General features: G+C 69.7%; 14 protein-coding genes. 11 read left to right on the top strand and 3 right to left on the bottom strand.

Annotated elements, in window-relative coordinates; genetic code table 11:
- Positions 1 to 18 precede the first annotated feature (18 nt).
- Positions 19 to 1002, top strand: a complete 984-nt coding sequence (locus LPA41_RS06110) for an SMP-30/gluconolactonase/LRE family protein (protein WP_229068948.1) — start codon at positions 19 to 21, stop codon at positions 1000 to 1002.
- 78 nt (positions 1003 to 1080) lie between these two features.
- Here the strand turns inward: LPA41_RS06110 and LPA41_RS06105 are convergent, their stop codons facing one another.
- Positions 1081 to 1512, bottom strand: coding sequence for a universal stress protein (locus LPA41_RS06105; protein ID WP_229068947.1), 432 nt, complete (start codon positions 1510 to 1512; stop codon positions 1081 to 1083).
- A gap of 172 nt (positions 1513 to 1684) precedes the next feature.
- Here LPA41_RS06105 and LPA41_RS06100 point away from each other — a divergent pair, with 172 nt between their 5' ends.
- The 8 genes from LPA41_RS06100 to LPA41_RS06065 all read left to right on the top strand — a co-directional run bounded on the left by LPA41_RS06100 (position 1685) and on the right by LPA41_RS06065 (position 10940).
- Complete coding sequence (locus tag LPA41_RS06100; RefSeq protein WP_229068946.1) at positions 1685 to 3610, top strand: MFS transporter; 1926 nt, start codon at positions 1685 to 1687, stop codon at positions 3608 to 3610.
- Positions 3611 to 3775: 165 nt separating this feature from the next.
- The gene (locus tag LPA41_RS43205) at positions 3776 to 4234 is read left to right on the top strand and encodes a hypothetical protein (protein ID WP_374238116.1); all 459 of its coding nucleotides are present in this window, start codon (positions 3776 to 3778) and stop codon (positions 4232 to 4234) included.
- Positions 4235 to 4289: 55 nt separating this feature from the next.
- Complete coding sequence (locus LPA41_RS06090) at positions 4290 to 6155, top strand: pentapeptide repeat-containing protein (protein ID WP_229068945.1); 1866 nt, start codon at positions 4290 to 4292, stop codon at positions 6153 to 6155.
- A gap of 50 nt (positions 6156 to 6205) precedes the next feature.
- Positions 6206 to 6880, top strand: a complete 675-nt coding sequence (locus LPA41_RS06085; protein ID WP_229068944.1) for a hypothetical protein — start codon at positions 6206 to 6208, stop codon at positions 6878 to 6880.
- 139 nt (positions 6881 to 7019) lie between these two features.
- Positions 7020 to 8057, top strand: a complete 1038-nt coding sequence (locus LPA41_RS06080) for an iron-siderophore ABC transporter substrate-binding protein (protein ID WP_229068943.1) — start codon at positions 7020 to 7022, stop codon at positions 8055 to 8057.
- Positions 8057 to 9100, top strand: a complete 1044-nt coding sequence (locus tag LPA41_RS06075; protein WP_229068942.1) for an iron ABC transporter permease — start codon at positions 8057 to 8059, stop codon at positions 9098 to 9100. Before LPA41_RS06080 ends, LPA41_RS06075 begins: the two co-directional genes overlap by 1 nt.
- A 5-nt stretch (positions 9101 to 9105) precedes the next feature.
- On the top strand, positions 9106 to 10131 hold the full coding sequence (locus LPA41_RS06070) for an iron chelate uptake ABC transporter family permease subunit (protein WP_229069128.1): 1026 nt from the start codon (positions 9106 to 9108) through the stop codon (positions 10129 to 10131).
- Positions 10128 to 10940, top strand: coding sequence for an ABC transporter ATP-binding protein (locus LPA41_RS06065; RefSeq protein ID WP_229068941.1), 813 nt, complete (start codon positions 10128 to 10130; stop codon positions 10938 to 10940). The genes LPA41_RS06070 and LPA41_RS06065 overlap by 4 nt, the downstream gene beginning before the upstream one ends.
- A 77-nt stretch (positions 10941 to 11017) precedes the next feature.
- Here LPA41_RS06065 and LPA41_RS06060 read toward each other — a convergent pair whose 3' ends face one another.
- Positions 11018 to 11818 (bottom strand): RNA polymerase sigma factor SigF, encoded by an 801-nt coding sequence (locus LPA41_RS06060; protein ID WP_229068940.1) that lies wholly within the window; start codon positions 11816 to 11818, stop codon positions 11018 to 11020.
- A gap of 63 nt (positions 11819 to 11881) precedes the next feature.
- Positions 11882 to 12175: an STAS domain-containing protein gene (locus LPA41_RS06055; RefSeq protein ID WP_229068939.1), complete on the bottom strand. Its 294-nt coding sequence runs from the start codon at positions 12173 to 12175 to the stop codon at positions 11882 to 11884.
- Between the two features lie 235 nt (positions 12176 to 12410).
- Here LPA41_RS06055 and LPA41_RS06050 point away from each other — a divergent pair, with 235 nt between their 5' ends.
- Positions 12411 to 12587, top strand: a complete 177-nt coding sequence (locus tag LPA41_RS06050; protein WP_229068938.1) for a hypothetical protein — start codon at positions 12411 to 12413, stop codon at positions 12585 to 12587.
- Positions 12588 to 12779: 192 nt separating this feature from the next.
- Positions 12780 to 14264, top strand: a complete 1485-nt coding sequence (locus tag LPA41_RS06045; protein ID WP_229068937.1) for a SulP family inorganic anion transporter — start codon at positions 12780 to 12782, stop codon at positions 14262 to 14264.
- The last annotated feature ends 2 nt before the right edge of the window (positions 14265 to 14266 follow it).

The following is a 14266-nucleotide window of genomic DNA, read 5'->3' as shown; positions in this document are numbered from 1 at the left end:
GGCGTGGATGATGACCGCATGCCGCGCCGACTCATTCATCCTCACCGATGGAAGCCGCCCGTCGCCGCCGACCGCGGGCCCACCGCGCCGCTCGTCGTGAAGAGCCTGCTGCCCACCGGCGGCACCGGGCCCGAGGATGTCGTCTTCGACCGGGACGGCCGGGTGGTGGCCGGGCTCGCGGACGGGCGGATCGTGCGGATCGACCCGGCGACCGGGGTGCGGGCCGAGATCGGTGACACCGGCGGGCGGCCGCTGGGCCTGCAACCCCGGGCCGACGGCGGCGTGCTGATCTGCGACCACGACCGGGGGTTGCTGCTGCTGCGCCCGGACGGCGGCGTCGAGGTGCTGGTGGGCCGGGTGGACGGCGAGCCGCTGCGGTTCGCGAGCAACGTCGTCGACAGTCCGGACGGCACGATCTGGTTCACCACGTCCACCAGGCGCTGGGACCTCGCCGACCACCTCGGCGACGTGTTCGAGCACACCGAGACGGGCCGGTTGCTGCGCCGCGACCCGGACGGCACGGTCCGCACCGTGCTGGACGGGCTGAAGTTCGCGAACGGCCTGGTGCTGGCCCCGGACGGCACGTACCTGCTGGTCGCGGAGACGGCCGGGTACCGGATCCGGCGGCACTGGCTGGCCGGGCCGCGCGCCGGGACGACCGAGATGTTCGCCGAGAACCTGCCGGGCTTCCCGGACAACATGAGCCTGGGCAGCGACGGCCTGGTCTGGGTGGGTGTGGTCGCGCCCCGCAACCCGCTGCTGGACCGGTTGCTGCCGCTGCCGGGCGTGCTGCGGCTGCTGGTCTGGAACCTGCCGGCGGGGGTGCGGCCGAAGGCGGAACCGATCGCCTGGGTGATGGCGTACGACCTGGACGGCCGGCTGGTGCACGACCTGCGCACGACCGACGGCTCCTACGGTTTCGTGACCTCGGTGGCCGAGCACGCCGGGACGGTCGTGGCCGGCAGCCTCACCGCTGCGGACGTGGCGGTGCTGGCGATCTGAGCCGGCGCCGGACGCGGCCGTCCCTGCGGTCTGAGCCGACGCCGGACGCGGCGGCCAGGGCGGTCTGAGCGGGGCGCCTCAGCGGACCACGGCGACGGTGCATTTCGCGTACGCGGAGACGTGCTGACTGACCGAGCCGAGCACCAGCCCGGCGAAGCCGCCGTGGCCGCGCTGCCCCACCACGAGCAGGTCGGCCTGCGCCGATTCCTCGATCAGCATCTTCGCCGGACTGCCCTGCCGGACCACCGGGCGAACCAGCACCGGCGGCTCCTCCCCCAGCTCCTCCTTGATCACTTGGAGCAGATCGTCAGCGGTGCGCTGGCTGGGGTCCGGGACGAACCTCTCGGACACGCTGACGCTGCCGGCCGGCGGCAGCAGGGTGTGCTCCCACACGTTGAGCACGACTAGGTCGGTGCCGTGCCGGGCGGCCTCGGCGGCGGCCCAGGTCAGCGCCTTGCGGCTGCCGGGGGAGCCGTCGACACCGACCACGATGCTGTGCCAGTCACTCATCGCCGCCTCCGTCCGCGCAGGCCATCACCCTCCAGAGTGGTCGAGATCTCGGTCGGCCGCCAGACCCGGATATTTTCACGCATCGGCGCTTGTCGTCACGCCAAGTTGCGGGCCTGTTACAGCGGGCTTAACTTCCGCTCAATTGGTCGGACGGCCACAGAGGGGGGCTCCCATGGCCACCACAACGACTGCCGGATCCGTCGCACCGGACGCCGGGCAGGTCGACCGCAAACCGCTGATGACCGGGCCCGCCCTGCTGATGATGAACCTGGGCTTCTTCGGGGTCCAGTTCAGCTTCGGCCTCACCCAGTCCGCGGTGAACCCGCTCTTCCTGCTGATCGGCGCCACCCCCGACCAGCTGCCGATCCTCAACCTGGCCGGCCCGGTCACCGGCCTGATCATCCAGCCGCTGATCGGGGCGATCAGCGACCGCACCTGGCATCCGCGCTGGGGGCGGCGGCGGCCGTTCATCACCGCCGGCGCGCTGCTCTGCGCGGTCATCCTGTTCCTGTTCCCGTTCGTCGGCATCCTGTGGCTGGCCGTGGTCTGCTTCTGGCTGCTCGACGCCGGCAACAACACCTCGATGGAGCCGTACCGGGCGTTCATCTCCGACCGGTTGCCCAAGTCGCAGCTGGCGCGCGGCTTCCTGACGCAGAGCATGTTCACCGGCGCCGGCGCGGTGCTGGCGAACCTGTCGCTGTTCCTGCTGGAGAAGGTCGAGGCGCTCCAGCGGACCGCCGGCAACGGCGTGCCGTACTGGATGTACCTGTGCTTCATGATCGGCACGTTCTGCATCCTGCTGACCGTGCTGACGGCGATGGCCCGGACCAAGGAACTGACCCCCTCGGACGAGGACATCGCCGAGATCCGGTCCGCGCCGAAGGGCCTGCACCATGCGGTGAAAGAGATCGCGGACGCGGTACGGGTCATGCCGGTGGCGATGCACAAGATCGGCGTGGTGTTCCTGTTCCAGTGGTACGCGATGTTCATCTACTGGCAGTTCGTGGCCGTCAGCCTCGGTGAGACCGTGTTCGGCACCACGCCGGAGCAGGGCGGCCCGGCCTGGGAGGAGGCGATCGGCTGGAGCGGCCTGACGAACGCCACCTACAACTTCGTCACCATGGTGTCCGCGCTGTTCCTGGTCGGGTTCGCCCGGCGGATCGGCGCGAAACGGGTGCACGCGGTGGCGCTCGGGATGGCCGCGGTGTCCCTGGTCTGGCTCTCCGACATCACCAACCAGTACCTCGCCCTGGTCCCGATGATCGGGCTCGGTGTCTTCTGGGCCAGCGCGGTGGGCGTGCCGTACCTGATGGTGGCGAGCATGGTCCCGGCCAAGCGCACCGGCGTCTACATGGGCATCCTCAACATGATGATCGTGGTGCCGATGCTGATCCAGACGATCACCTTCGGCTGGATCTTCGAGCACTGGCTGGACGGCAAGGGCAGCAACGCGATCATGCTGGCCGGTGTCCTGCTCGGTCTCGGCGCCGTCGCGATGCTCTGGGTGAACCCGCCCGACGAGGCCGACGAGTCCCCGATCGTGCCGCTCGGCGGCAAGCGCAGCATCACCGTCTACGACCGGGTCGTCGTCGGTTCGGACGGCACCCCCACCAGCCTGTACGCCGTGGACCGCGCCGCCGAGGTGGCCCAGGCCGCGCAGGCCCGCCTGGTGGTGGTGACCGCCTACCGGGAGGGCGGCACAGGCGAACCGCCGGCCGAGGGTGTGCACCGTGACCTGGTCGGCGCCGACGCCGCCCGCGCCGCCCTGGCGACGTCGGTCACCGGCCTGACCAGGGAGCGCGCCCGCTACATCGACCAGCGCCTGGTCGTCGGTGATCCGGCGCAGGCCCTGCTCGACGCGGTCGGCGCGGACCCGGCCAACCTGATCGTGGTGGGGAACCGGGGACTGGGCGCCAGCCAGGGACAGCTGCTCGGATCGGTGCCGGCGAACGTGGTCCGCAACGCCGTCTGCGACGTCCTGGTGGTGCAGACGTCCGCTCTCGACGAGGAGCGGGTGCTGGCCGAACACCCATCCGCCGGCCAACCGGCCGACCGGGCCGGTGAGCCGGACGCCGGCGGTGACCCGAAGATCACCTGAGGCCGCGGCTATGCAAGACACGGGAACTATGGTTAGCAAGTCGACGCTGCTGCGCGGCCTGGCCCGGCTGCTCAAACCCCGGGACGGCGCGGTGCAGCTGGACGGCACGGCCCTGGCGAACGGCCCCTGCAGCAACTCTCCGGCGGTCAGCGGCAGCGCGTCTGGGTGGCGATGGCGCTGGCCCAGGACACCGATCTGCTGCTGCTCGACGAACCCACCACGTTCCTCGACATCAACCACCAGGTCGAGTTGCTGCGCCTGCTGCGCACCCTGAACGAGCAGTCCGGCAAGACGATCGTGGCGGTGCTGCACGACCTCAACCTCGCCAGCCGGTTCTGCGACCACATCATCGCGATGGCCGACGGCAGCATCGTCGCCGTTGGCACCGGCCTGCGAGCCCGCGGCGCCACGGTCATCGATGCCTCCCGCATGATCGCGATGCCGGGCTTCGTCATGGAGATGGCCGGGCGGCCGGGTGTTCTCCCAGGCGTGGATGCCGATTCCGGCAGGAATACGGCATTCGCCTACGGCCGGAGGTCCCGAACGGTGGATTGCGAGGACATCACCACAGATGCCAGGCTGGCGGCCATGAGCGCAGCCCCACCACCGCGGCGCATGCGCTGATCTTGCTGGCTCGGAAAGCGAGCCTGTCGAAGCGCGGGATGAGAAGACAGGTGACATGCGCAGCCGCCACAGCGTCCGGGCCCGAGCTGTTCTCGCCGGCGCCGCGGTCCTCAGCGCTCTCGTGGTCGAAGCACGCGTCTGGCATTGGCCGTGGACCCACGCGTTCGTGTCCTGGCTCGGCACGCACGTCGTCTCGGTGATCGCCGCGATCGTGGTCGGCCTGGTGCTGCTTCCCAGCTTGATCCGCGAGAAGGTCGCGCCCGTCGACCGCAGTAACGCCACAGCCGGTGACAGCGCACGATGGCCGTGGCTGCTGTCGGACTCCGGGCTTCTCACGGTGGTCGGCACTCTGGCCGGAATCGGCATGGCCGCTTTGATGGTGATGCTCGAAGTCTCCGACGACCTGGCCGCTGGGCCGGACCGCGCCAAGCTGCAGATCGAGGCAATCAAGTACGGCCTCGGATCGATCGCGGCGGGCGGCGCTGCGGCCGCCCTTCTTCTCGCTGTCCGACGGCAGAGGCACACCGAGCAGATTCATGCTCACACCGTCGAGGATGCCGCCGAGAAGCGTGTCACGGAGCTCTACACAAAGGCGGTCGAGCAGCTCGGTTCCGCCGACGCCGCCGTACGCCTGGGCGGTCTCTACGCCTTGGAACGCGTCGCGGAGAACAACGTGAGTCAGCGCCAGACCGTGGTCAACGTCCTGTGTGCCTACCTGCGGATGCCGTACCGGCCGTCGAGCAGCCGAGGACCGGACTCCATCGGTGCGCTCCTGCCGGCACAACCGTCGCGGCAGAAGCCGCCTTCGGAGATCGTGACTCCCGCCGAGCGAGATCCTGCCCAGGAATTGCAGGTACGACTCGCAGCGCAAAGAATTCTGGCAGCACACTGCCGCCGGGACGACGGAGGACCACTCGTCACTCCACAGCCGTGGGGCAACGTACAGCTCGATCTCAGTGGAGCCGTCCTCGTGAAGATGATTCTTCGCGACGCGTCCCTTCGTCAGGCGACCTTCTCGGATGCGATATTCGTCGGCAACGCTGATTTCACCGGTACGGAGTTCACCGATGGCGTTTCCTTCGTTCGCGCGGAGTTCAGAGCCTCAACGGAATTCGGCAGAGCAACGTTCGACGGAAAGACACTGTTCGACAACACGGCGTTCGGCGACGCAACGGACTTCACTGATTGCAAGTTCACCGGCGCAGCATCGTTCAAGGCGGCAAGGTTCCGGGGACGCGCTCGTTTCCGGGAGGCCGTGCTGACAGAAGCCTCCTTCGTGAGCACGCGCTTCGAGGAGTCCGTTCAGTTCGGCGGAGCAGTCTTCAGCGGCCGGGCAATATTCTCCGGCACAGACTTCGAACAGGAGGCGAGATTCGGCGAAGCGATGTTCGCGAAATGCAAGTTCTTGAACGCTCGATTCAAGGGCGAAGCCTGGTTCGGCCGCACCTCCTTCGCTGACTCCGCGGACTTCGGCGGCACCATCTTCAGCGACAGCGCCCACTTCATCGAGAGCCGGTTCGCCAAGGACGCCAAGTTCGGTGAAACCCGATTTCAGTCGGAGACGTCGTTCGCCAGATCCACCTTCGAGCGCCTCGCGAACTTCGGCGCCTCGTCCTTCGCGGCCGGAACTTTCACCGGCGCCCGATTCGGCGGCCGCGCCTGGTTCGTCGCAGCGAACTTCGCCGAGGTCGGCGTCTTCGACGGGGCCACCTTTCTCGGGGACTGCCGCTTCACGAAGGACTTTCCGGGCGATGTCGTCCGATTCATCAACGCGCGCGTCCTGGCCAGGCCGGACCGTAAGGACGAATGGCCGGAGGGATGGCAGGCCCAGCACCGGGTTCCCGGCGACGACGAGGATTTCCTGGTTCTTCGACGAGCATCTGCCGCCGAGCCGGTGGCCGGAGACATCATCGACATCTAGGCGAGACACGAACTCACCGAAAGCGGGCGCAGGACGATGAAGGTATCATGATGGCGAGTTTCGCGAACATCCTCCCGGTGTATATCGTCGCTGACGAATCGGGTTCCCTGGGGCCACAGATCGAGGAGATCAATCAAGGCCTCGAATCCTTGCTGGATGCCATGCGCAACTCGCCCCTCGCGGCCGCCAAGATCCGGCTGTCGATCATCGGCTTCGCGGAAGATGCCGAGGTTCGCCTGCACCTCGCAGATGTACGGCAGACCACCACGCCACCGCTGCTGCAGAGTCGCGGAGCGTCCATTTACGGCGCGGCTTTCTCGAAGCTGCGCGACCTCATCCCGGCCGATCTCGTGACGCTGAAGAGCGAGGGCTATTCCGTCCATCGCCCGGCGGTCTTCTTCTTGAGCGACGGGCAGCCTTCGGACGGTGACGGATGGCGCCCGGCCCACCAATCCATCACGGACCGGTCCATCGCCAGATGGGCGCCCACCATAATCGCATGCGGCGTCGGGGACGCTGAAGCCGAAACGATGCTCAACGTGGCGACGAGTCCGGAGTACGCCTTCGTGGTCGCTCATGGGGTGGACATCGGTCCGGCGGTCTCGCAGTTCTGCCTGGCCCTGACAAGTAGCGTCGTGGCATCAGGGAAGTCACTCGGCAGCGGCGCCCCTCATCTGGTGGTGCAGCGCCCAGGAGGGTTCCTCATGGCCATCGATGTGGTGTGACCACAGCGCGAGCAACCGGCGCTCGCTCCATTGACCTGCGGCTTCGCCTCGGGGGCCGGGCCGAAGCCGATCATGCGGTCCGCCGGGGGCAGTGTTAGGTTAGGCACCCCTTACCCCGGATGTATGGAGTTCTCTCAGCATGCGCGCAACCCGATTCCTTGCCGGGATCGTCGCCCTCACCACCACGCTGGCGCTCACCGCCTGTGGTGGCTCCTCCGACACCGACGAGGCCCCGGCTGCCTCGGGCAGCGCCGCGGCGTCGTTCCCGGTCACCGTCACCCACGCGTTCGGCAGCACCACCATCGAGAAGAAGCCCGAGCGGGTCGCCGCGGTCAACTGGGCCAACCACGAGGTCCCGCTCGCGCTGGGCGTCGTACCGGTCGGGTACGCCAAGGCCAACTTCGGCGACGAGGACGGCGACGGCCTGCTGCCCTGGGACGCCGCGAAGCTCAAGGAGCTCGGCGCGCCCACCCCGGTGCTGTTCGACGAGACCGACGGCATCGACTTCGAGGCCGTGGCCAACACCAAGCCGGACGTCATCCTGGCCGCCTACTCCGGCCTGACGCAGCAGGACTACGACACCCTCACCAAGATCGCGCCGGTTGTCGCGTACCCGAAGGCGCCGTGGGCGACCGCCTGGCGCGACAGCATCAAGCTGGAAAGCCAGGCCCTGGGTCTGGCCGCGCAGGGTGACGCGCTGATCGCCGACATCGAGAAGCAGATGGCCACGTCGGTCGCCCGCTACCCGAAGCTGGCCGGCAAATCGGCGATGTTCCTCACCCACATCGACCCGACCGACCTGAGCAAGGTCAGCTTCTACACTACGCACGACACCCGGGCGCAGTTCTTCACCGACCTGGGCATGAAGGCGCCGGCCAGCATCGAGAAGGCCTCGGCGACGACCGACCAGTTCAGCCTCACCCAGAGCGCCGAGCAGGTGCAGAACCTGAGCGACGTGGACATCATCGTGACCTACGGCGACGCTGAGGGCACCACCCTGGCCACGCTGCAGAAGGACCCGCTGCTGTCGAAGATCCCGGCGATCGCCCGCGGCTCCTTCGTCTCGCTGCCCGGCAGCACGCCGGTGGCGACCGCCGCCAACCCGACGCCGCTGGCCATCCCGTTCGTGCTCAACGACTACGTGGACCTGCTCGGCAAGGCCGCCGACAAGCTCTGATGACGCTCGTCGAATCCCCGTCCGGGCCGGACGTCGCCGCCGTGCGACGCCCGGCCCGGGTGCGCCTGGCCTGGCTGCTGGCCGTCGTGGCGATCCTGGCGCTGGTCATGCTCGCCTCGGTCGCGTTCGGTTCCCGCATCGTCGGCCTCGCCGACATCACCGCCGCGCTGGGCGGCGCCAACGACACGCTGGACCAGGCGGCCGTCGCCAAGCGGCTGCCGCGTACGGTCCTGGCCGCCCTGGTCGGCGCCGCGCTCGGCCTGTCCGGCGCCGTCATGCAGGGCGTCACCCGCAACCCGCTCGCCGACCCGGGCATCCTCGGCGTGAACATGGGCGCCATGCTCGCGATCGCGCTGGCCCTGGTGACCGTGGGACTCTCCACCGCGACCGAGTACATCTGGGTCGCCATCGCCGGCGCCGGCGTCTCCGCGCTCTTCGTCTACGCGGTCGGCTCGCTCGGCCGCGGCGGCGCCACCCCACTCAAGATTGCTCTGGCCGGCGCGGCCACCTCGGCCGCCCTGGCGTCCCTGGTCGTCGCGGTGGTGCTGCCACGCGGCGACATCACCGACAGCTTCCGGTCCTGGCAGGTCGGCGGGGTCGGCGGCGCCACCTGGGACAGCATCGGCCACATCGCGCCGTTCCTGCTCGCCGGCCTGGTCATCTGCCTGCTCTGTGCCCGGCCGCTGAACTCTCTGGCCCTCGGTGACGAACTCGCCGCCGGTCTGGGTGAGCGGGTCGCCGTGGCCCGCGGGATCGCCGCCCTCGGCGCGGTGGTGCTCTGCGGCGCGGCCACCGCGATCGCCGGCCCGATCGCGTTCGTCGGCCTGCTCGTCCCGCACGCCTGCCGCCTGCTGATCGGCCTGGACCATCGCTGGCTGCTGCCGTTCTCGGCGCTGACCGGCGCGATCCTGCTGACCTTCGCCGACGTGGTCGGCCGGGTGGTGAACCGGCCCGACGAGATCGAAGCGGGCATCATCACCGCGCTGATCGGCGCACCGTTCTTCATCTCCATCGTCCGCCGGCAGAAAGTGCGCGAGCTGTGAGCACCATGACCCTGCAGGCCGTCACCCGCGGCCGGGTCCGGCGCAACCGGCGGCGCCGCACCGTGATCGGCGTGCTCGGCGGCGCCGTCGTCGCGATGTTCGCGGTCTCGCTGATGGTCGGGCAGACGTTCTACCCGCCCGGTGACGTGCTGCGGGTGATCCTCGGCGAGACCGTGCCGGGCGCCTCGTTCACGGTCGGCGAGCTGCGCCTGCCGCGGGCGGTGCTGGCCCTGGTCACCGGCCTGTGTTTCGGCATGGGCGGGGTCACCTTCCAGAGCATGCTGCGCAACCCGCTGGCCAGCCCGGACATCATCGGCATCAGCTCCGGGGCGAGCGCCGCGGCCGCGTTCGCGATCATCGTGCTGGACCTGGGCGAGGCCGGGGTCTCCGCGTTCGCGATCGGCGCCGGCCTCGGCGTGGCACTGCTCATCTACGTGCTGTCGTTCAAGGACGGCGTCGCCGGGACCCGGCTGGTGCTGATCGGCATCGGCATGGCCGCGATGCTGGACAGCGCCACCGCCTACGTGCTCAACCAGGCCGGCCAGTGGGACCTGCAGGCCGCGATGCGCTGGCTCAACGGCAGCCTGAACGGCTCCACCTGGGACGAGACCCTGCCGGTGGTGATCGCCCTGGTCGTGCTGGCCCCGATCCTGCTGAGCCAGGCGCGGGACCTGTCCATGCTGCAGCTCGGCGACGACACCGCCGCGGCGCTCGGTACCCGGCTGGAACGTACCCGTCTGATCGCGATCGTCGCCGCCGTCGGTCTCATCGCCTTCGCCACCTCGGCCACCGGGCCGATCGCGTTCGTGGCGTTCCTGGCCGGGCCGATCGCGGCCCGCCTGGTCGGCCCCGGTGGTTCCCCACTGATCCCGTCCGCGCTGGTCGGGGCGTTGCTGGTGCTGCTCGCCGACTTCCTCGGCCAGTACGCGTTCGACGTCCGCTTCCCGGTGGGCGTGATCACTGGCGTGCTCGGCGCCCCGTACCTGATCTATCTGCTCGTCCGCACCAACCGCGCCGGAGGCTCGCTGTGACCACCCAACACTCCCTGTCGGTGGAGAAGCTGACCGTCGGGTACGGCGACCGGGTCGTCATCGATGCGCTCGACCTGCTGGTGCCGCCCGGCCGGATCACCGCCATCGTCGGCGCCAACGCGTGCGGCAAGTCGACCCTGCTGCGCTCGATGTCCCGGCTGCTGGCGCCGAAAGCCGGGCACGTGCTGCTGGACGGCCGTGCCGTGCACAAGATGCCGGCGAAGGAGCTGGCCCGCACCCTCGGGCTGCTCCCCCAGTCACCGGTCGCGCCGGAGGGCATCACCGTCTCCGACCTGGTCGGCCGGGGCCGTAACCCGCATCAGCGCATCCTGTCGCGGTGGAGCCGCGAGGACGACGTCGCGGTGGCCGCCGCGCTGGACGCCACCCAGACCGCCGAACTGGCCGACCGTGCCGTGGACGAGTTGTCCGGCGGCCAGCGACAGCGTGTGTGGATCGCGATGGCCCTGGCGCAGCAGACCGAGCTGCTGCTGCTCGACGAGCCGACCACGTTCCTCGACGTCAGCCACCAGGTCGAGGTCCTGGACCTGCTCACCGACCTGAACCGGGATCGCGGCACCACCATCGTGATGGTCCTGCACGACCTGAACATGGCCGCCCGGTACGCCGACCACCTGATCGCCCTGGCCGCCGGGGAGCTGCACGCCGCCGGAAACCCGGCCGAGGTGCTCACCGAGGACTGCGTGCGCGCGGTCTTCGGCCTGGACAGTCAGGTGATCACCGACCCGGTCTCCGGCAAGCCGCTGATGCTGCCGATCGGCCGCCACCACGTGACGGCGACCGCAGGCTGAGGCGGGTCCGGGGTCCGACGCGGACGGCCGCGCCGGGAACTCCGGCGCGGCCGCGAGACGATTCGCAGGCGTACGGCTCAGCACATGGCGGAGTCGTCCAGGCGCTGGCGCAGCTTGGCCAGGGCCCGGGTGAGCAGCCGCGACACGTGCATCTGGGAGATGCCGATCTGTTCGGCGATCTGCGACTGCGTCAGGTTGCCGTAGAAGCGCAGGCTGACGATCCGCTGCTCCCGCTCGTCGAGGCTGGCCATCGCCGGGCCGAGCGCGATCCGCAGCTCGGCCAGCTCGAAGGCGGTGTCCTCACCGCCGAGGGTGGAGCCGAGCTCGGCGCCCTCCTCGTTGATCGGGGTGGAGAGGCTCGCCGAGGAGTAGGCGCGGGCGCCCTCCAGTCCTTCGAGGACCTCGTCCTCGGTGATGCCGAGGTGCTCGGCGATGTCGGCGACCGTCGGCGAGCGGCCGAGGGTGTGGCTCAGCGTGTTGTTGGCGCCGGTGATGGCCAGGCGCAGTTCCTGCAGGCGGCGCGGCACCCGCACCGACCAGGTACGGTCCCGGAAGTGGCGCTTGAGCTCGCCGACGATCGTGGGGATCGCGAAGCCGGCGAAGTCGACGCCGCGGTCGGCCTCGAACCGGTCGACCGCCTTGATCAGGCCGACCACGGCCACCTGGTAGAGGTCGTCGCGGGGTTCACCGCGGTTCGCGTACCGGTTGGCCAGGTGCCGGGCCAGCGGCAGCCAGGCCTCGATCGCCCGATCCCGCATCGCGGGCCGCGACGGGTGGCCGGCCGGGAGGACGGCCATCGCGTTGATCAGCTCACTGGCCCGATCGGTGCTCTGGTTAGCGTCGGTGCGGGCGGCAGTGGTGTCAACGAGCACGGTCATCTTCAACTCCTTGCGGTTCGGGCGTGGCGTGCACGCACCATTGCCCACTGCGGAGCGAACCAATCATCGCGTGGTCGTGAGATCACCCAATCCGGAGATCGTGAACACCGGGGCCAGCATCGGGCCGGTCACCAGCCGGATCCGCTCCACATGGGGGAACAGGCAGGCGAGCCCGGCACTGTCGATGTAGTCCACCGCGGTCAGGTCGACGACCAGCGGCTCCGCCCCGGCGTCGAGGGCCGCGGTGACCGCCACCCCGAACTCACCGGCGTTGCTCATGTCGATCTCGCCGACGGCGGTGAGCACCACCCCGCCGTCGGCGCGCCGGTCGGTGCTGAGGGTGAGCTGAACGGTCAACGGCCGGCCCTCGGCCGCGTGTCACACAGTCGCATAGCGGGCAATTTTACGTGGCCCGCCGGAAGCCGCAACGCGGGCGACGGCCCGCCGGAACGCCTCCGCCGAGGTCAGGCGGACAGGGCCTGCTCCACGATCGCGCAGGCCTGCGGCGTGTGTTCCGGTCCGCCGGTGGCCTTGGCCAGCAGCCGCCGAACTGCTCCGCTCCGGTGCGGTCCACTTCTTCCAGCTCCGGCACATGGGCGGGACCATCGCCGACGTCCCGCCGGAAGCCACCGCGTTCCCCCACCGCACGCCGGCCTTCCAGGCCACCACGATGGGCCGCAGCCGGGACCGGCTCGACACCGCCTGGGACGCGCTGGCGCCGCACTTCGACGGGCTCTACCGCCACGGTCCGCGACCTGGTACGCCGTGAACGCGGCTGAGGCTCGCGGTGATCATCGACACGCGCGACAGCCGCAACTCTCCCCTCACCGGAGAGTAGAGTCGGCGTCGCCATCCGCCCTCGCTGGTTCTTCCGCGCGCCGGGGCGCCGCCTGGTAGACCCGTACTGATCAGCCCTTCCGGCAAGGGCCGGCACGCTGTGCCCGAGATGGAAACGAGCCCCATGTCCTCGCAGTCCCCCGCGGCGTTGCCGCGCTGGTCCCGTCCGTCCTGGCTGTCGTCACCGCGGGTACTGCGCACCGAGGTGCTGGCCGGCCTCGTGGTGGCGCTGGCGCTGATCCCGGAGGCGATCTCGTTCTCCATCCTGGCCGGCGTCGACCCGCGCGTCGGGCTGTTCGCCTCGTTCACGATGGCCGTCACGATCGCCTTCACCGGTGGCCGGCCCGCCATGATCAGTGCCGCCACCGGCGCGATCGCCCTGGTCGTCGCGCCGCTGGTGACGTCACACGGCCTCGACTACCTGATCGCCGCCGTCATCCTCGGCGGGCTGCTCCAGGTCGTGCTGGCGATGCTGGGCGTGGCGAAACTGATGCGGTTCATCCCGCGCAGCGTCATGGTCGGGTTCGTCAACGCCCTCGCCATCCTGATCTTCACGGCTCAGGTGCCGCACCTGATCGGCGTGCCGTGGCTGGTCTACCCGCTGGTCGCCGTCGCGCTGGCGATCATGTTCCTGCTGCCCCGGGTCACCACGGCCGTGCCGGCGCCACTCGTCGCGATCGTCCTGCTGACCGCGTTCACCCTGCTGACCCACCTCACCGTGCCGACCGTCGGCGACGAGGGCGCCCTGCCCGACAGCCTGCCTGCCCTCGGCCTCCCGGACATCCCGTTCACGCTCGGCACGCTTCAGGTCATCGCCCCGTACGCGCTGGGTATCGCCCTGGTCGGCCTGATGGAGTCGCTGATGACGGCCAAACTGGTCGACGACATCACCGACACCCACTCGGACAAGACGCGCGAGTCGTGGGGCCAGGGCGTCGCCAACATCGTCACCGGGTTCTTCGGCGGCATGGGTGGCTGCGCGATGATCGGCCAGACAATGATCAACGTGAAGGCGTCCGGTGCCCGTACCCGTCTCTCGACCTTCCTGGCCGGTGCCTTCCTGCTGGTCCTGGTCGTCGCCCTCGGCGACGTGGTCGCCCTGATCCCGATGGCCGCGCTGGTCGCCGTCATGATCATCGTCTCGGTCGGCACGTTCGACTGGCACAGCATCGCCCCGGCCACGCTCCGCCGGATGCCGGCCGGCGAGATCATCGTCATGCTGGTCACCGTGGCCGGCACGCTCGTCACCCACAACCTCGCGATCGGCGTCGTGCTCGGCGTGCTGGCCGCGATGGTCATTTTCGCCCGGCGGGTCGCGCACTTCGCGGCGGTGGAGAAGATCGACGACCACACCTATCGCGTACGCGGTGAGCTGTTCTTCGCCTCCAGCAACGACCTCGTGTACCAGTTCGACTACGCCGGCGACCCGGACCACGTCGTCATCGACCTGTCCGGCACCCACGTCTGGGACGCCTCCTCGGTGGCCGCCCTGGACGCGATCACCACCAAGTACCGGCAGCGCGGCAAGACCGCCGAGATCACCGGACTGAACGAGGCAAGCGCCCGCATGCACGACACCCTGGCCGGGCAGCTGGGCGGCGGGCATTGAGA

It is taken from the genome of Actinoplanes sp. DH11 (genome assembly GCF_020873875.1).
In the GTDB taxonomy this organism is placed as follows: domain Bacteria; phylum Actinomycetota; class Actinomycetes; order Mycobacteriales; family Micromonosporaceae; genus Actinoplanes.
Note: the sequence above shows the minus strand (reverse complement) of the source record. Positions and strands in the feature narration are given on the sequence as shown.